At 37.3% G+C, this 17,837-nt stretch carries 17 protein-coding genes; 8 read left to right on the plus strand and 9 right to left on the minus strand.

Annotation, left to right across the window (positions count from 1 at the left end):
- The first annotated feature begins 510 nt into the window (after positions 1-510).
- Together ACJ004_RS16910 and ACJ004_RS16915 are read left to right on the plus strand one after the other, a co-directional pair.
- Complete coding sequence (locus ACJ004_RS16910; RefSeq protein ID WP_410894329.1) at positions 511-831, plus strand: hypothetical protein; 321 nt, start codon at positions 511-513, stop codon at positions 829-831.
- A 524-nt stretch (positions 832-1,355) separates the two neighbouring features.
- Positions 1,356-2,312 carry a patatin-like phospholipase family protein gene (locus ACJ004_RS16915; protein WP_410894330.1) on the plus strand — a complete coding sequence of 319 codons (957 nt, stop codon included), beginning with the start codon at positions 1,356-1,358 and terminating at the stop codon, positions 2,310-2,312.
- 642 nt (positions 2,313-2,954) lie between these two features.
- Here ACJ004_RS16915 and blaOXA read toward each other — a convergent pair.
- Positions 2,955-3,767, minus strand: a complete 813-nt coding sequence (gene blaOXA, locus ACJ004_RS16920; protein WP_410894331.1) for a class D beta-lactamase — start codon at positions 3,765-3,767, stop codon at positions 2,955-2,957.
- 77 nt (positions 3,768-3,844) lie between these two features.
- Between blaOXA and ACJ004_RS16925 the strand changes: the two genes are divergently transcribed.
- On the plus strand, positions 3,845-5,236 hold the full coding sequence (locus ACJ004_RS16925) for an aminotransferase-like domain-containing protein (protein ID WP_410894626.1): 1,392 nt from the start codon (positions 3,845-3,847) through the stop codon (positions 5,234-5,236).
- A gap of 1,202 nt (positions 5,237-6,438) precedes the next feature.
- The gene (locus tag ACJ004_RS16930; RefSeq protein WP_410894332.1) at positions 6,439-6,753 is read left to right on the plus strand and encodes a hypothetical protein; all 315 of its coding nucleotides are present in this window, start codon (positions 6,439-6,441) and stop codon (positions 6,751-6,753) included.
- Between the two features lie 372 nt (positions 6,754-7,125).
- On the opposite strand, the gene ACJ004_RS16935 is transcribed toward ACJ004_RS16930, so the two are convergent.
- From ACJ004_RS16935 to ACJ004_RS16950, 4 genes are all read right to left on the minus strand, one after another.
- A complete protein-coding gene (locus tag ACJ004_RS16935) occupies positions 7,126-7,941 on the minus strand; it encodes an ABC transporter permease (RefSeq protein ID WP_410894333.1) in 816 nt (271 codons plus the stop codon).
- The gene (locus ACJ004_RS16940) at positions 7,938-8,966 is read right to left on the minus strand and encodes an ATP-binding cassette domain-containing protein (protein WP_410894334.1); all 1,029 of its coding nucleotides are present in this window, start codon (positions 8,964-8,966) and stop codon (positions 7,938-7,940) included. The genes ACJ004_RS16935 and ACJ004_RS16940 overlap by 4 nt, the downstream gene beginning before the upstream one ends.
- A gap of 297 nt (positions 8,967-9,263) precedes the next feature.
- Positions 9,264-9,587 carry an MFS transporter gene (locus ACJ004_RS16945; protein WP_410894335.1) on the minus strand — a complete coding sequence of 108 codons (324 nt, stop codon included), beginning with the start codon at positions 9,585-9,587 and terminating at the stop codon, positions 9,264-9,266.
- Positions 9,588-9,712: 125 nt separating this feature from the next.
- On the minus strand, positions 9,713-10,750 hold the full coding sequence (locus ACJ004_RS16950; protein ID WP_410894336.1) for a DHA2 family efflux MFS transporter permease subunit: 1,038 nt from the start codon (positions 10,748-10,750) through the stop codon (positions 9,713-9,715).
- A gap of 400 nt (positions 10,751-11,150) precedes the next feature.
- Between ACJ004_RS16950 and ACJ004_RS16955 the strand changes: the two genes are divergently transcribed.
- Genes ACJ004_RS16955 through ACJ004_RS16965 form a run of 3 tightly spaced genes read left to right on the plus strand, consistent with a single transcriptional unit; the run spans position 11,151 to position 12,211 of the window.
- Positions 11,151-11,516, plus strand: a complete 366-nt coding sequence (locus ACJ004_RS16955) for a DUF2089 domain-containing protein (protein WP_410894337.1) — start codon at positions 11,151-11,153, stop codon at positions 11,514-11,516.
- A gap of 13 nt (positions 11,517-11,529) precedes the next feature.
- Positions 11,530-11,919, plus strand: coding sequence for an SHOCT-like domain-containing protein (locus ACJ004_RS16960; RefSeq protein ID WP_410894338.1), 390 nt, complete (start codon positions 11,530-11,532; stop codon positions 11,917-11,919).
- Between the two features lie 10 nt (positions 11,920-11,929).
- Entirely contained in the window at positions 11,930-12,211 is a 282-nt protein-coding gene (locus tag ACJ004_RS16965) for a hypothetical protein (RefSeq protein ID WP_410894339.1), read from the plus strand.
- Positions 12,212-12,251: 40 nt separating this feature from the next.
- Here ACJ004_RS16965 and ACJ004_RS16970 read toward each other — a convergent pair whose 3' ends face one another.
- Positions 12,252-12,947: an aspartate/glutamate racemase family protein gene (locus ACJ004_RS16970; protein WP_410894627.1), complete on the minus strand. Its 696-nt coding sequence runs from the start codon at positions 12,945-12,947 to the stop codon at positions 12,252-12,254.
- A gap of 123 nt (positions 12,948-13,070) precedes the next feature.
- Between ACJ004_RS16970 and pdxR the strand changes: the two genes are divergently transcribed.
- A complete protein-coding gene (gene pdxR, locus ACJ004_RS16975; RefSeq protein WP_410894340.1) occupies positions 13,071-14,483 on the plus strand; it encodes a MocR-like pyridoxine biosynthesis transcription factor PdxR in 1,413 nt (470 codons plus the stop codon).
- Between the two features lie 512 nt (positions 14,484-14,995).
- On the opposite strand, the gene hemH is transcribed toward pdxR, so the two are convergent.
- From hemH to ACJ004_RS16990, 3 genes are read right to left on the minus strand one after another with little or no spacing between them, the layout of a single operon-like run.
- Complete coding sequence (gene hemH / locus ACJ004_RS16980) at positions 14,996-15,949, minus strand: ferrochelatase (RefSeq protein ID WP_410894628.1); 954 nt, start codon at positions 15,947-15,949, stop codon at positions 14,996-14,998.
- A 51-nt stretch (positions 15,950-16,000) separates the two neighbouring features.
- Positions 16,001-17,368: a glutamyl-tRNA reductase gene (gene hemA, locus ACJ004_RS16985; RefSeq protein ID WP_410894341.1), complete on the minus strand. Its 1,368-nt coding sequence runs from the start codon at positions 17,366-17,368 to the stop codon at positions 16,001-16,003.
- A gap of 28 nt (positions 17,369-17,396) precedes the next feature.
- A complete protein-coding gene (locus tag ACJ004_RS16990) occupies positions 17,397-17,819 on the minus strand; it encodes a Fur family transcriptional regulator (protein ID WP_410894342.1) in 423 nt (140 codons plus the stop codon).
- Positions 17,820-17,837 lie beyond the last annotated feature (18 nt).

Raw genomic sequence — 17,837 nt, forward strand, 5'->3', positions numbered from 1 at the left:
TATTCTAGAGATAGAGCAGAAAGTATCTAAAAAACTGCATTTTATAGACAGAAACACCACGCCAAGGAAAAAAGTGTTACTTTTCATTTGATTTGTCGAATGTTTTTTCAATAAAAATGGCAAGAATACTCTTTGCTGTATCAATGACCTCTTTATTGATACCGGATAGATAATTGATTTTCATGATTCGTTCAATTTGAGCAAGTATCCGATCTAGTGTTCGGAAGTGTTTCTTTTAAAAAGGCTCTGTTAAACTTGCCTGGTGATTTCCGCTTCAGGCGCTTCGCTATCCGCGGGCGGTCCGGGGAGCCCTAGGATTTGGTCTATTTTTGACCAACTCTAAGAAGAGAAGCTATTTTTCGCTTCTTCGCTTACTTGGTTAGATAGTTAGCCGTACTGGCTAGAGTAGCTCCTTCTTTAGCACGTTAGTTGAACAATAAATATCCAAAAAATCCAATTTATGGTATTGTTTAATTATACAGATAAATCCAAAGGGGGATATAACAACATATGAAAAAAATAATAACTATTGTAATTACTTTATTAGTTTTATTAGGTTTGAGTTTTGGGATAACTTATCTTACGCATACAAAATTCATTGATTATTCGTTTCTGATTGGATTGATAGCTACAGTTATTATTTGGGCTTCTAACTCCAAAGGGGGTTTCACATCACGACATATGGATATGACTATTCAAGGAAGCACAGGAATTAAAATGGAAGGACAGAAGTTTGAGTTCTCACCTAATATTGCTTTTTTCACATCCTTGGCATATACCATCATCACATTAGGTGCAATGCTATATTATTACAGAAATTTATTGGATTAAGTTCGTTCGGCTACATACATAAAAGGGCTACCCATTGATAATTCAGCAAAATTAAAAGGACTCAATAGGAGTTCTTTTTTGATTTTCCTAAAATTGTAATAAGATAGAATATTACAAAATAATGGAAAAAACCTTCTTGAACTCCCTCAGTTTGATACGAATATCTCTTGAATGCTCACTTATTCGTAGGATTTCATAATCCTTATAAATAGAATGACTGGTAATTGGAATAAATTCAGATCATTTTGCTTCGTGAAGGCATAGTTAAATAAAGGAGTTAGCTACTACTCCATATTTTAGTATGTACATAAAAAATTCCCGTTTGGCTTGCCCATTCTGCCACTAAAACGTAGTCTCATCTATTCTAGTCGTAGTATTTTTTATATACTCTTTTGTTTCTTTACATAGATAATTAGCTACATAATCCGTTCATGTCAAAGAGGTATCTTTGTCCATACAACTGACACGAGACAAACATATACTGAATAATACCTTTGATTATATATAGAGAGGAGAAATCAGCTTTGACAAGATATCGGATCATCTCCTTTGATGGCGGCGGCACCTTAGGTGCATTAAGTTTACAACTTTTGAACAGACTGGCTCGACAAAAACCACAATTAATTCGTCGAACCAATGTTTTCGCGGGGAATTCAATCGGTTCATTCACTGCCCTTGCGTTAGCAAGTGGAAGATCGCCGAAGGAGACACTTCAGTATTTTAAGGATAAAATCTTACCGGCATACAGCGTCTCCCGACCAGGTGGGCCTGTTTTTAATCAACAATTACCATATTCCGGTTTTATCGAAGCGGTAGAATCATTTTTTCCACCAGATCTTCGTCTCAAAAACTTAAAAAAACGAATTGTTGTCCCTTCATTTCAATTATTCTCACCGGAGCTGAATCGTTGGACTCCTGTGTTATTCCACAACTTTCCTGGCTCTCCCTATTTAAATGAAAAAGCAAGTGATGTGATACTACGGAGCAGTGCTGCTCCCGCTACGCAACGAGCCTATCAAAATTACGTGGATGGGTTTGTCATAACAACTAACCCTAGTACAGCTAGTATCTCGTTTGCAGTGGATAAAGCCAAACAGCCGTTGGATCAAATTGCGGTCTTATCCATTGGAACAGGTGAATCCCCGATTCAGTTAAGAAGAGATACGAAGGGGTGGGGGATGGTGAGTGCAGATAACATACGCCCCGAAAATCTAAACAACCTTCCTCCAAATTGGGGAGTCCTATTCGACCGATCGCCCAATGAACCCCTACTACCATTTCTTCAGCTTGTCAGTAATGGAACCAGTTACTATGAATCCATGGTCAGTTCTCAACTTTTAGGAGATCGTTTTTTTCGGTTAAATCCACGAATCCCTAACTTCTCCAAAACAGATCCTTCAGTGTATCCCGCTCTAATTGAAATTGCTAACAATACCAATTTATTACCTGCAATTCAATTTATCGGGAAAAATTGGAACTAACTTTCGTTGAAGAACAAACATTCTCCGGGCATTTCTGAAGTCTAGCTGAATGCTAGGCTTTTTTACTTTTTTAGCGTACGCAAGGGGAAAGTCGAAGGAATTCATGGCTTATGAATGGTTTAGGAAGATTTGAAGGGAAATGCCATTCGACGCGAAGTTAGTGAAAGTCATCGCGGACGGAGATGATATCACTGAAACAGTAAGGGAATGTGAAACCAGACAAATTTAATGATTACACCCGAAAAATTCGGTATACCTTTGTTAACGAATGAAAAAGCAATCTAGGATGGGGCTGTTGACAAATAATTAATTAATACAAAAAGAAGACGAATTCCTACTACATATAGGATTCATCTTCTTTATTAATATCTATATCTTTTGCCATCAACTGTAACTTTTTAGTTTGTCAACAGTCCCGAATGGATGCCTTAATTTAAGAAATGTTGGATATTAGCCCTTGCTTTAGTCCGCAGGACGAGTGAGCGACTTCTCCCACTAACGCACCCTTTACTTGAATAGGAATGTATATCCATAGTTATTTAATATTTAAGTTTATTTATTGAACAACAGTAAGTTCTACGTTTAGAAGCCATTTGTCTATTGTTGTTTCATAGCTGCTCCTTATTTCTAAATCTTATACGTCTATTCACCCTCTTTAATAATATCCATATCCCTTAATGTTTCAATCGTAATCCGTTTTGCTTCTGTTCCTGACCCATTAAGATTCATTGCAAATACCCAGGTATCTTTTTCTGTATCAATAAATCCTACATACCATCCTAAGCCCATATCCGAAAGCCTTGTTCCTGTTTTTCCATGAAGCGTATATTGGTCCTGTTCATCTTGTATCATCATTCTTTTTACTGTTTTCTGGTTTTTTTCCTTAAAAGGAAGATTTTCTTCCACAAGGTCTTCGATAAAGTCAACTTGTTCCATAGCTGAAATCTTTAGTGTGCTATCGAGCCAGAATTTATCAATACCTCCTGATATATCCCCGTTTCCATATCCTATTTGGTTGATATAATCTTGCATTTTCGTTACACCTATTTCCCTCGCCATATCTTTATAAAACCAGATGGCTGACTCTCTCATAGCGGAAGCTAATGAGTGATCCCGATTCCAGCTTTCGAATTCCCTTGTCACACCATCCCAGCGTTTCACTTCATACTCGTCCCTTACAGCACTTGTTTCCAGCCCAATTAACGAATTTGGCACTTTAAAAGTTGATTCAGGCGTAAGCCTTTTTTGGCTTCTTTCGCTGTTATAAACGTAAATATTATCGGTTTTTAAATTCTTAATGACCAAGGTGCCGTCTTTTCCATTAAATAATTCTTCAATCTCTAGATTCTTTGCTTTTTGAACCTCTGCTTCAGTGGACGTTGACAGACTTGTGAAAACCAGGATGACAGAGAGTAAGAAAAATACTAACCCTTTACCTTTGTAAAATTTGTACATATTCTATTTCCTCCTTTTTTCTGAAGTATATGAAACTTCTATCATTTATACTAAAGAGGAAACTTGCATTGGGGAAGATGTTAAAATTGTCATCTGTACCCATACAAAATAAAGGGGTGAAGGAAATTTTGGAAACCAAATATCAAGAAATCATAAATCAGATTCATGTTCAAATAGCTGACGGCCGTCTTCAACCCGGGGAAAAATTACCCTCAATTCGGTCACTTTCAGAAGACTATGGTTGCAGTATAAACACAATCGTCAAAGCTTATAGCGAATTGGAAAAAGAGCATAAGATCTATTCTGTTCCCAAAAGCGGTTATTATCTTGTTGGCAGTCGGCACTTTGAACATGATCCTTCACAGGAAATGATTGATTTTTCATCTGCAGGCCCTGACAAATGGAACATGCCCTATCGGGATTATCAGCATTGTATGAACCAGGCGATTGAACTGTATAAAGAAGAAATGTTTCAATACTCAGAACCACTAGGTTTGTCTACTCTAAGGTTTCAACTATCGAAGCAGCTGCAAGAGTTACAAGTATTCGCACCAGCTGAAAGGATTTGTGTTGTCTCTGGTTCTCAACAGGCCCTTGATATTCTTGTGGCTCTACCCTTCCCAAATGGAAAAGAGGAAATCTGTATAGAGCAGCCTACCCATTTCAGTATGATAGAATCTATTTCATCAAGAGCATTAAATGCAATTGGAATAGAAGTGACAAGCGATGGAATTGACCTAAACAATTTAGAGAAGATATTTAAAGAAAGGCCCATAAAATTCTTTTATACCGTTTCCAGATTTCAGAACCCTACGGGATATAGTTATACTAATAAGGAAAAGAAGAAAATTGTGGAGTTGGCTAAAAAATATAATGTATACATAATCGAAGACGATTATATGGGGGATCTTGATACAAGAAAAAAGTCTGACCCCATGTTTGCGTATGATCCATCTGGCAGAGTAATATATACAAAAAGTTTTTCCAAAGTTCTATTACCTGGTTTAAGGCTCGGGGAAGCCGTTTTGCCTGATTCACTTATTGATTCGTTTACCAAGGCCAAATTCGCCGCGGATGTTCATACCCCTGTATTAACTCAGGGAGCCTTGGAAATTTATCTGCAAAGTGGGATGTATGGTGCTCACATACAAGGCCTGAGAAAAATCTATAAGAAAAAAGGAGAAATACTTAAACAAGCTTTCTATACCTATCTTCCCGACGAAGTTACATTCACTGGTGCTGAATCAGGTTTTTATTCAACGATTCAGTTACCCTCCCATATGAAGGCATCACATCTCGTCCACTCCCTTAAGAAAAAAAATGTCCTTGTACAAGATGCGACAGGGATGTATCTTCCACAATATAAAAAGGAAAATGTAATCCGTTTGAGTGTTTCTCAGGTAGAAGATACGAAAATTGCTGAAGGAGTTCGGAGACTTGGAGAAGAGGTTGTTGCTCTATTAAGGTAAAGGTTAAATATAAACAAATAATGGCTCCATACCTTGTTCATAAACCATCCCCTACCAGGATGGTTTAGTTTATATATCACTATATTTTCTCGACTAAATGGGTAAACATTATACATGATTGTCCATTCTTTCTTTAACTAGCCTTTAGTTGAACAATCTTGATTTTAGAATTAAAAAAGCATTCTTCATTAAGAGAATGCCCCAAAACAACAGTTCTGAACTTCCGAATGGGTAGGAGTTCTGAAACCATAGGAGATTGAAAAATCCTTCTTCAACCTGCCTCCTTTAGTACAATATTCCCTAAAAGGAGATAAGATCTACCATATTCCTTAACCTATAAATACACCTAATACCAATGTTACCACTGATCCTTCATTATCTTTGGTTACTCCTAAACCTGAGAAAATACCAATAAAAGATAGTATCCGCATCATGGTCTGTAACAAACTTCGCCCACTTCCCTCAAGATTCTCTTCTAATCAAACGTTTGATTAAACTTACTTCTTCCCTTGGTAAATCTAGGTTAGTCCTTCCCCATGCAAAAATAAATTGTTGAAAAATGAACAAAAAATTGGTGAAAAACATCATTTTAACCTCAATCGGCACGAACCGACACTCTTTCGACTAAATACGATATAGGCTATACTAATCAAACGTTTGGTTGAAACATCTTCAAGTCCTGATTTATAAGACTTTCAACTGCAAAATTAGCACGAAGAATGTCGAGAAGTGCTTAGAAATTTCGCAGGAAATAATCCATCTTTTTACAAAAACAGATGGGTTTCTCACAAACTTCCATTATTCTATTTAAACCCCGCCTATTCGATACTACTCAAACGTTTGATTAAGAGTCCCCTCAGCTGGCACCAATTCTGAATTTATCCCTTCAAATGTGCGAAAAGAATGTCGACAGTTTCTTCCAAACAGGCATCATTTAAAAAGGAAGCTACTCTAACAACCGAGTGAGGAAATGTGCCCGAACTTTATACGGTCATTTTTTATATAGTATCTCTCAATAGATTTGGTTTTGATTACACGTAGAAAACTCTCCTTTTCCAGGATACCTACAATATCGTAATAAATGATTGATCGAGCTATCTTTTCACCGATATTTGTCTAAAAAGGAACTATTTATTATTTGATATTGAAAGATCCAAGATAAGGAATACAATGAATCTTAAAGGAATGGAGGAGGGTATTAGTTGGATTTAAAATTTGAGAATGTTATTTTTCCAAATGACGTGATAAAAGGTAAACAAATTGAAAATATCATCGTTAGTCCAATTGACAACCGCGTTGCCATAGCTGCGTTATCAGGCAAACTGAAGAATATGCACTTATTGAGACTGTACCAGTTGAAACGTGGAGGAGATCAGAACTACTTTCCAACCCATGAAATTGGGGCATTTACGTTTTACTCAAGGAAAGAATTAAAGGACTTTGTGAATCGGTTACCTAAGATGTCAGCGATTGAAATACTGATGGTCATGAGTCCAGAACCAGTTATTACTCATTAAGCTAAACAAGGTAAGAGCAGTAAATGCTCTTACTTTGGTTCATCTCATTTTTATTTGCTGATTAAGGATTTACCATGACTCGAACTTTACAAATTATACGGAATTTCCCTTGTTGCTTGATTCTCTAATTCTGCTATTCTTGATGTATTCTACATAAACTTATCTATATTGTATTTTTAAATTGAATAAGAGGAGGATTGTATTATGGCAAACTTTTTATTTTTTTTTCATATTAGGGTAGTCAATATCAATCATTGGCTACCCAAAATGCACTTTTTCCCCGATTGCGGTCGCCAATAGCCTCGATTGGCTACCCAAAATGCAACCTTTCGTTTAAGTAGAAACCTTCACAATCTCTTTTACACCTCATGTCTATGCTCGGCGCATATATGCACGTACTGTGATAGGTGCAAAAATCACTACAATGACAGCAGCCCCAATGAGCGAGATGCCGAAATCCGTACCAATGGTTCCAGAATTGGCAAGCTCTCTGACAGCTGTTACAAGATGGGAAACTGGGTTGAACTTCACGAACCACTGAAGCCAATTAGGCATTGTCTCAACCGGGACAAAAGCATTAGAAAGAAAAGTAAGTGGGAACAATACTAGCATCGAGATTCCTTGTACGCTTGAAGCCGTACGGGCAATCACACCGAAGAAGGCAAAAATCCAGCTAATTGCCCAAGAGCATACAATCACAAGTAGTCCAGCGATTGCGACATAACCTAGACCTCCATCAGGTCTATACCCCATAATATATCCCATAACAAAAGTAAGAACAGTGGCAATGGCATACCGAATGTTATCGGCCAACAATGCTCCCGCTAACGGAGCAATACGTGCAATCGGTAATGACTTAAATCGATCAAACACGCCTTTATCCATGTCCTCACGCAGTTGGACGCCAGTGACAATAGAGGTTGAAATCACAGTTTGAACGAGGATACCAGGAATAATGACTGGTAAATAGTCCTTTACGTTTCCAGAGATAGCCCCGCCAAAAATGTAAGTAAACATCAGAGTGAAAATGATTGGCTGTAGTGTAACGTCAAACAATTGTTCAGGTGTGCGACGAATTTTCAACAAACCTCGATACGCCATTGTAAACGAGTTTCGTACTACTTGACCGAAGCTCGTGTTATTTTTTAATTGGCGATTAGAAACCGACTCCATCGTATTGTTTTTCATATGCCTACCTCCCCTACTTCTCCCGATTCACCAGGCAAGTTTACTGTGTCCTCTACACCATGACCAGTAAGGTTCAAAAAAACTTCATCAAGTGTTGGTTTTTGCACACTCAACTCAGCCAATTGGATTCCTGACTCACGGAAGGCTAAAAGTAAGTCAGTCACTCTGTTAGCATCCGCCATTGGTGCAATAATCTTTACACCTTCGGACGACACATTTGACTGAACCTGGAGCACCCGTTCAACCGTTTGACGAGCATTCTCCATATCTTGTGTATTTTTTAATCTCAATTGTAACGATGAGTTCCCAACTGACGCTTTCAATTCGTCGACAGTTCCCTCTGCAACAACTCTGCCACGATCGATAACCGCTATCCTATCAGCCAGTTCATCTGCCTCTTGTAAGTATTGCGTTGTTAACAATACCGTTGACCCCATCATTACCAATCGGCGGATGGTCTCCCACATTTGATTACGTGTACGTGGATCCAGTCCTGTTGTCGGCTCATCCAAGAAGATAAGCGGCGGCTGTGTAATGAGACTTGCCGCTAAATCTAATCTGCGACGCATACCACCAGAGAAATTTTTCAAAGGACGTTTTGCAGCTTCTGTTAAACCAAATTCCTCTAACAACTCGTTTGCCTTACGCTTTGACTCCGCTCGTCCTAGTCCTAACAGTCGTGAAAAGATGACTAAATTTTCCGTAGCACTAAGTGACTCGTCTACCGATGCGTACTGGCCAGTCACTCCAATTAGTTGACGTACAATCTGTGCTTCCTTCACTACATCGTGTCCAAAGATTCTTGCTGAACCCTCGTCAGATCGTAAAAGTGTCGCCAGCATTCTGATTGTGGTAGTTTTCCCTGCTCCATTAGGACCAAGCACACCGTAGATCGTACCTGCACGTACGTTCAAATCTACCCCATCAACAGCACGGTTGTCGCCAAACGTTTTAACAAGTCCACGCGCTTCAACAGCCCAATCTCCATTTTCCGGAAATGTTATCTTTCTATTTATATATTTCATTTCATTTCCTCCTCTTATAACTAAATACTCTTAAAGAGAGTAGCAAACATTTGTGAATTCAAAATGAACTATCGACTATTTCAACTAAAATCGCCACAGGATATCCTAGTATGTTGGCCGCACTTTTATGTCTGAAAAGCCCCCCTTAAGTTAATAATTTTTTTAGATCAATTTCATCTCTAGTCCTGACTTCTTTTAACGCAGTCATCTTTTCGTTACATTAAATTAAAACGCGAATCACTTGGTACTCAAGAGATTCGCGTTTTTGTATTAAATCATATATGCTGGAACAATTTTTCAGTTCACAGTACCTTTATTTAACTTCAATTCCTTTTCTTGAGGAACGGACCGTTTGATAAAAAATGTGGCAAACCATGCGATGGCTACAAGCCCAAATGCAAGCAAGAACGAGTTTTTCATTCCAGCAATCATCGCTAGAATTTGCAGTGGAGACTCATCAATTGTAGTTAAGGTATTTTCCATAAAACGCCTTGAGGTAGTTGTCATGATGGATACAAGCAATGCTGTACCGACTGCGCCTGCCACCTGTTGAAGTGTGCTGATAATAGCCGTACCGTGCGGGTATAAATGAGGTGGCAGTACATTTAAAGCGTTAGTCATGACCGGCATCATAACCATCGAAATACCCAACATCAATAGCGTATTATCAATCAAAATTTTGCTGTACGAGGTTGAAAATGTGATAAATGCAAATTGCAAAAGTGAATTTGCAACCAACCCTAAACCTACGAGCGCAAGCAGCTTGGCACCAAACTATCAAATAATCGGCCTGTAATCGGAGACATAATCCCCATGACAATACCGCCTGGCAGCATAACCAATCCTGCCTCCAACGGACTGTAATTTAACGCATTTTGGAGAAAAATCGGCAACAACATCATCGCAGAAAACATCGCCATCATGACGATCATCATAATCAAAGTCGACAACCTAAAAATGTTGTATTTAAATGTTCTTAAATCTAGCAACGGTTGTGCAATTTTCAATTGCCTCCATGTAAAGAGGACTAGAGATACAATGCCGATTACAATTGAAAGAATGACTTCATTGCTCGACCAACCCCCATGACCTTCACCAGAACTGCTAAATCCGTACACAATCCCCCCGAAACCAATTGTTGAAAGAAGAAGTGATATTGGATCAATCTTAGGATTCGTTGTCTCCGTCACATTTTTGAGCCTAAAATAGGCAAATATCATAACAATCAGCGCAATTGGCAGAACACCGTAAAAGAGAACCCGCCAACTAAATTGCTCGACAATGATGCCCGAAAGAGTAGGTCCAATCGCGGGAGCAAATGTAATGACAATTCCAATCGTCCCCATTGCCGAACCTCTTTTTTCAATCGGAACCATGGCAAATACTACATTGGTTAGTAACGGAAAGAGCAGCCCGGTTCCCGCCGCTTGAAGCATCCTTCCAGTTAAAAGAACGGCGAACCCTGGGGAGATTGCAGCTACAAATGTCCCTACCGAAAAAAGTCCCATAGCCGTAAGGAATAAGGTTCTTGTCGTGAACCGCTGAATTAAATAAGCAGTGACTGGTATAAGAACACCTATGACTAGCAGATATCCTGTTGACAGCCATTGCGCCGTACTTGGCGCGATTCCGATGTCATCCATGATTTTTGACAAGGCTACGTTAAGTAGCGTTTCATTCAAAATGGCTACAAATACACCTAGAATCATTATTAGGACTAATAAAAAGTTTCCTTTATTACCAAAGGTCCCTCCGTGTTGTTCTGATGCGTTATGATTCTTCAAATTCTTTCTCCTTTCATTTCCAAATGTCTACCTAATGTGTTGTTGAATCACTAGTTAAAAAGGTATTTATTAAAACGTACTTTATACATATTTTAATATCAAGAACATACGTTCCTATAAATACTACCACAATATAATTACCTATTTCAATTATTTTATCCAATTTTTGAATATTACCAATTCCCGCCCCAATAATCAATGCCAGTTAAAAATGACAATCCTGAAAAAGCCATCGAACCGTCCATGGTCTGCTAAAATTAAGATTAACAAAAACCCAAATCAATAATGTTAATTTATAAATTAATCATTTTAATTTTTTTTATAAAAAAATTAATTTTCATTATTTACTATTTGAATTTATTGATTTATAATCAAATCAAATAAAGGAAAGGAATTCATTATGGCATATAAAGTAATCACAAATTGTCCTGTCTGCAGCAAAACATTGAAGATTACCAAGCTGCATTGCTCTCATTGTCACACGACGATTGAAAATGAGTTTGAATTATCCAAGCTGGCGTCATTATCAAAGGATCAGCTTCATTTTGTGGAAGTATTTTTAACGTGCAGAGGGAATATCAAAGAAGTTGAAAAAGAACTGGGGATTTCGTATCCAACGGTTCGAGGCAAGCTAACAGACATCATATCAGCCCTTGGATATGAGCAAAAGAAGAAAAATGAAGTAGACGAGAAAAAGGTTGTCTCCATGTTGGAAAATGGCGAAATCACTCCTGAAGAAGCCATTAAGCTCTTAAAAGATGAATAGGGAGGAATTTACCATGAAAGAAGAAATTGCAAAAGTATTAACCATGGTGCAAGAAGGGAAAATTGATGCAGATAAGGGGTCAGAACTGATCCAAGTATTAAAAGAGAAAGAAGAAGCCGGAAGTAAGCTATTAGAAAAACCGACTAAATATTTAGATAAAACATTAAAAATTCGTGTTATATCCGCTGAAAATGATAACGTCACGGTCAATTTGCCTATAAAACTTATCAAGGTTGTATTAATGGCTGGACACAGCATCGCATCGAGTATTCCTCAGTCAGAAAAATATGTAAAGGATCTCGACATAAACCTTATTATTGAGGCAATCGAAAACGAATTGGATGGCCAAATTGTTGATGTTAAATCGGCAAACGGAGATACCGTTTCTGTCATCATTGAATAGTGGATTGCTTATGCTGTATGTAAAAGTGAAAGCAAAAGACGTTAGCTTCACCATCCCAATCCCATATGCGATTTTAAACATTGGTATTTCCATTTTGTCTTCAAAATTTATTCATCAACAGGCAAACAAATGGACAAAAGAGCACTTCGAAAGAAAAAAACTGGACTTTTCCATCCCAATGATAGACAAAAAAATGCTAAAGCCCATCGTCAAGGAACTGAAAAATCATAAAGGGACCGTGCTGGTAGATGTCAAAGCTAAGGACGGTACTGAGGTTAAGGTTAGACTCTAATGTTTTAAAGAATTCACCGGTCACTGACCGGCTTTTTTATTTACCTCTTCGTAAAAGCAAAATCAACTGCAGCTTTTGCATGTAATAATGTTGAATCAAATAATGGGACAGATGTATCTTCTTGTTTTACTAGAAGAGGGATTTCAGTACAACCCAGGATGATTCCTTCTGCTCCTTGTTTATAGAGGCGGTTTATTATTTGTAGGTATTGATTTTTTGAATCCTCCTCAAACACTCCCTTACATAATTCATTATATATAACGTCATGTACGATTTTTCGATCTTCTTCATCTGGAATTACAACCTCAATGCCATTTTTACTTAAATATTCTTTATAAAATGGCTGCTCCATTGTAAATTTGGTTCCCAGTAACCCAACCTTCTTCATACTTTGTTCATTAATTTTTTCAGCCACAGCATCAACGATATGGAGTAAAGGAATCTTCACTTCATTTTTTACTTCTGGAGCCATTTTGTGCATTGTATTCGTACAAATCACGATCATATCGGCTCCACCATTTTCAAGCGTTTTAGCAGCATGAATCATTTGATTTGTCGCTTGATCCCAATCACCGTTATGCTGCAGGTCCACCATTTCCTGAAAATCAAATGAATGCAATAAACACTTCGCCGAATGTAATCCACCCAATTTTTCTTTTACGAAACGATTGATATAACTGTAGTATTCTGAAGTGGATTCCCAGCTTAACCCACCTATTAATCCAATGGTCTTCATATTATTCATAATATATAGCCGCCTCCTTATTTATTAAACATATGATAGCATGCTATACTGGTATGGTTTAGTGCCAATTAATCATTATATTTATAGTACCAGTTAACAAAAAGGGGTTTGCTAATGCTATCGATTCAAATAGATCGCTTACAAAATAAAACATTAACCAAACAGGTATATGAGCAAATTAGGGAAATGATATTAAATCAAAAATTAAAGGATAATGAGCGTCTTCCCTCAACAAGAGAACTCGCAAACTCCATTGGTGTATCAAGAAATATAACACTTGAAGCATATGAGCAGCTTGTTGCAGAAGGATATTTAATTGTTCGCCCCAGGTCCGGTACATATGTAGCTCCAGGAGCGTCTCTTCAGGTAAAAGGAGGAAAATCTCAGCATGCTATTTTAAAAGGAGAATATCCAGCAATAAAGGATGAGGGAGTTATTGACTTTCGGGCAGGAAATCCAGCAACGGATCATTTTCCTAGACAAATATGGGGGAAGCTTGCAAAGGAAGTTTGTCTTGAAGCGCCAGACCATATATATGGTTACAACAACAGCTCTTTAGGTATGAAGGAATTAAGAATGGTCCTATCAAGCTATCTTTCAAGAACAAGAAATGTTCAATGTCACCCAGATCAAATTTTTATTACCTCTGGAGCCACACAGGGTCTTTCCCTAATTACAGACTTATTAGCAAAGAGGGAAAACTATGTAGCAGTTGAAGATCCTGTTACAGATGAAATGAGAAATATTTTTTCTTTTGCAGGTGCAAAGATCCAGCCAGTACCGGTAGATGAACATGGGATAATCCCTGAATATCTTTCTAAATCAATTATACCAAGCTTTGTTTTTGTTATACCCTCACACCAGTTTCCAATAGGAGGGACATTACCGATTCAGCGTCGGATCCAACTTATTGAATATGCACGAGAAATGAATTGTTACATTGTAGAGGATGACTATGATAGTGAATTTACTTACGAGGGAACAGCCGTTAATTCGATGCAAGGACTTGATCAGGAACGTGTAATATATGTTGGTACCTTTAGTAAAATACTCTCTCCTGCATTAAGGATTGGATATGTGATCCTTCCAACCCAGTTAATTGAGAGATTTAAGGAAATAAAATGGTATAGTGATCGCCATAGCTCATCACTCGAGCAATTAGTATTAGCACGTTTTATAAATGAAGGATATTTCGACCGGCATGTTCGAAATATGAAAAAAATCTATCGGAAACGAAGAGAAGCACTAGTAACTAGTTTATACGAGCATTTTAATACTCCAGTTATTTTAGGCCAAGCAGCAGGAATGCATTTAGTCGTTGAATTCGCTGGTGTAAACTTTAATGATTTATTAATGAACTGGATCCAAAATTATGGTGTTAAAGTCTATCCAGTTGAAAGGTATGCTATCAAAAAAGGGTACCACATAAATCGTATTATTATGGGCTATGGCAGTTTAACAGTCGAAGATATTCAGGAAGGAGTAAAAAGACTTAAAAACGCAATAGAGAATTATCATGAAAAATAAAATAGAAAAGTTGGACCTATTCTCTATTTAAATTTTTTCGCTTTAAACTTTAGCTGAATGGGGGTATCCCCAATATTCTAGAAGAGGTGTCTAAGCTTAAGGAAATTGTAACAGAACCATTTAATTTGATAGAAGTTGGACACTAGGAAGATTTATTGCAACATACGGACAAAAATACAGATAACCTTTCGTATAGTTTATTAGCTTTCTTTTTTTCATTTCGGTCATTCTCCCTTCAAATGAGATGACCGCTTTTTTATATCTAAACCTACACCTCTGAAAAGAAGGTGTATTTTTTTTATGCCTTAAAGGGGTGATGGAAATCTGTGAGTTGGTGCAACCATCCCCATCGACATTTACATTACCACTTCCTGTGAATAGAAAAACCCGAGCAACAGTCACTTTTTATTCAGTGTCCATTATTCGGGTTATAGTTCATCCTGACCACGTCCTTTTTTAGATTAATAGTATCAGTATGTCCAAGATAGATTTAGAGGTTACTTGTAATTGTGTTAAACTTTTTGCACCAGAACCATTTTTTGAATTTCCCTGACTTTTTTCGAAATAGCAGATGCAAGACCTTCTATAAATTCATCATTTGCATTTGGCATCTTTGGACGATAATAATTCACGCCCAACTCATCCGTAACTACTTTACATTCATAATCATTATCATATAAGACCTCTAAATGTTCGGCTACAAAGCCGATAGGACAGTATATAAAAGATGTATAACCATGTTGTTTGTATAGTTCCCTCGTGAGCTCTTGTATATCTGGACCAAGCCAAGGTTCTTCAGTCCTACCTGCACTTTGCCAACCAACTGAAAAACTTTTAATATTGGCTTTATTAGCTATTAATTCGGCTGTTTTAGCAACCTGTTCAGGATAGGGATCACCATTTAATAGAATTCTTTCTGGTAGACTATGAGCAGAAAAGATAACAATGGACTGGGATAAATCATCTATCGAAAGCATAATTTTCTTTATTTGATTTGCCCAAAAAGTAATAAACTTAGGCTCGGCGTACCAAGAATTAATGGCATGGATCACAGGACCATTAATTTTTTTAGACATATTTTTAGCACGATCATTATACGCTTTTACACTATAGATAGAATAATGTGGGCTAAGGATAATACTTATTGTCTCTTCAATTCCATCATTCTTCATTTGCTGAACGGCATCTTCAATAAAGGGAACAGTATGCTTAAATCCTAGATACATAACAAATTCATGTGTTTCAGACCAATTATTTAGTTTAAGAACTAATTTCTTCGCTTGGTTTCGCGTTATTTTAGCAAGTGGGGAAATTCCACCTATCCCCCTATATCGCCTTTTTAAATCTTCTAACAAATCTGCAGAAGGCTTTTTTCCATGACGAATGTGAGTATAGTAGGATTCCACCTCATGTAAGTTATTCGGAGTTCCATATGACATAACTAGTAACCCTATTTTTTTCATCATAACACCTCGCATAACTAGTTTTAAACTTAACATGTATAATAGTGGCATCGTTTAGAAATGAACAGCTATTTTCCTGCCGTCTGGTTCAGGATAACGAACATCCGTTATTTCCGATTCAGTAATTCGTTGTCTCATTCGACTTTGTTTTTCCATTTCTTCTTCTACAGCAAATATTTTTATAAAAAGATCTAATACATGGTCCTGATTACCATTAGCAACCATTTCTTTCATCCTGACTAGAGGATAATGAAGCATCTGATTCACAATGGTTTTAGAGTACTTTCGAATAATTTTCAGTTCTCTTTCTGTCAAATCCGGTAATTTATTCTCTATATGACGATAGGCCTCTTCCTGTATCGCTAATGACTTTTCACGTAATGCAGCAATGACCGGAAAAACCCCTAAGGTGTTTAACCACGAATTAAAATGAGCTAGTTCTTGTTTAATCATATACTCGATTTTTTCAGCTTCTCGGGCTCGCCCCTGGAGATTACTCTCGACAATGCCTTCCAAATCGTCAATATCATATAAGAAAACATTATTTATATCGTTAATGGTGGGATCGATGCTCCTAGGAACAGCAATATCAATTATAAATAGAGGACGCTGGTTTCTTTTTTGAGTAATAACTTCCATTTCTTGTTTTGTAATGAAGTAGTCTTCTACTGTTGCAGAACTAATGACGATATCAGACTGGATTAGAGCTGACGAAAGTTGCTCTACATGTAAGGCTTTACCACTAAATTTATCAGCTAAGCTCCTTGCCCGTTCATACGTTCGATTAACCACAATCATGGTGGTAACTCCGTTTTCATAAAGATGTTTTGCTGTCAGTTCCCCCACTTTTCCAGCACCAATCATAACAACCTTCTTATTATAAAAATGTCCAAAGATTTTTTTACAAAGCTCGATAGCGGCATAACTGACTGATACAGCCTTTTTCCCTATGTCCGTTTTGGAATGAGCCTGTTTTGCTAGTGTTATAGCCTGTTTAAAGAGCATATTAAATACTGTACCTGTCGACTTAAGAATTTGACTTTGAATAAAGGAATCTTTCACTTGTCCTAATATTTGGGTCTCTCCTAGAACCATTGAATCTAATCCACAAGCAACACGAAATAAATGTCTTACGGCATCGTTGTTTTCTTTAATATATAAGTAGTCTACAAACTCGCTTTTATCTGTTTGAAACCATTCAGCAAGGAAGCTTTTTACATAATGTCTTCCAACATGTAATTGATCGACTACCGCGTAGACTTCAGTCCGATTGCATGTTCCAACAATCACACACTCTTGAATACTTTTTGCCTTCAGCAACATCTGAGTTGCTTCCACTTTAGTCTCTTCCTTGAAAGCAAAACGTTCCCTGATCTCAACGGATGCTGTTTTATAATTTAAACCGATAACTATGACGTGCACTTCTTCCACTCCTTTCATAAGATATTTTTTAATTACAGTCTAAACAGATTCCATGAACCTCAAAGAGATGTCGGCTTACCTTAAAATCTAATTTTTTCTCAACATATTGCTCTACTTCTTTTAAACTAGGGTAGTTAAAATCACTTATTTTGCTGCATGATGTACAGGTAACATGGTAATGAAAGGAGGTTTTCCATTCATAACGGCTTGAGAATGGGCCAAAAGTGAGTTCATTTATAAGGCCGAATTTTTTTAAACATTTTAAATTATTATATATGGTAGCACTCGTCATATTAGGCAACTTATTTGTTAATGCTTTAAAAATGTCATCCGCCGTTGGATGGGATTCACAATTCGCTAAATATTCCAGTATCGCAGCACGTTGGGGTGTCATCCTGATGCCATTCTTTTTTAAGACGTCCGCCCCTTCCTCTAAACGATGTTGACTCATATTCAACACCTCCATTAT

This window comes from Neobacillus sp. 204, from assembly GCF_046562815.1.
In the GTDB taxonomy this organism is placed as follows: domain Bacteria; phylum Bacillota; class Bacilli; order Bacillales; family Cytobacillaceae; genus Neobacillus.